The sequence below is a fragment of the Hyunsoonleella flava genome (assembly GCF_004310325.1).
Taxonomy (GTDB): domain Bacteria; phylum Bacteroidota; class Bacteroidia; order Flavobacteriales; family Flavobacteriaceae; genus Jejuia; species Jejuia flava.
The window spans coordinates 1-901 of sequence record NZ_SIRT01000027.1 but is presented as its reverse complement, the minus strand read 5'-3'; the positions used below and the strand labels follow the sequence as shown (position 1 = coordinate 901).

1 protein-coding gene is annotated in these 901 nt (G+C 49.8%); it reads left to right on the top strand.

Annotated elements, in window-relative coordinates:
- Window positions 1-28 precede the first annotated feature (28 nt).
- The coding region (locus tag EYD45_RS17040) for an HYR domain-containing protein (RefSeq protein WP_262708626.1) at window positions 29-901 on the top strand (873 nt) is incomplete at its 3' end.

Below are 901 nucleotides of genomic sequence, written 5' to 3'. Positions count from 1 at the left end.
TGCCTCAGGTACAGTAACTACTACTCAAATTGCGGGACTTCCTTCTGGGTCATTATTCCCGGTAGGGACAACGACTAATACCTTCGAGGTTGAAGATGCTTCTGGTAACACAGCTACCTGTAGCTTTGATGTGACAGTGACCGATAACGAGGACCCGGAAATTACGTGTCCTGGGAACTTCAACGTGAACGTGGACCCTGCAACTGACGGTGCCATTGTAACATATACCGATCCTGTTGGAACCGATAATAACGCCTCTGGAACCGTAACCACAACAAGAATCGCTGGTCCTGCTTCTGGATCATTGTTCCCCGTAGGGACAACGACGGTAACCTTCCAAGTGGAGGATGCCTCCGGAAACACCGCTACCTGTAGCTTTGACGTGACAGTGACCGATAACGAGGACCCGGAAATTACGTGTCCTGGGGACTTCAACATGAACGTGGACGCAGGAACCTGTGGAGCAATCGTAACATATACCACTCCCGTAGGAACCGACAACTCAACGGGAGCGACAACAACACAGATTGCCGGACTACCCTCAGGATCACTATTCCCTGTGGGAACAACAACAAATACATTCGAAGTAACGGATGCCTCCGGAAACACCGCTACCTGTAGCTTCGACGTAACCGTGACAGATAACGAGGATCCAACTATTACATGTCCTGCGGACGTAACAGCCAATACATCCGATGACGCAGCTGGTAACTGTTTGACAACTGTTGCACTTGGTACGCCAACTACTGCAGACAACTGTTCTGTAGACTCTGTTGTGGCTCAAGTTAATGGTGCGGATATAGACCCTGTTACATTTGAGTTCCCATTAGGAGATACAACAGTAACATGGATCGTTACCGATGGTAGCGGCAACATCGCGCAGTGTACGCAGACCGTGACC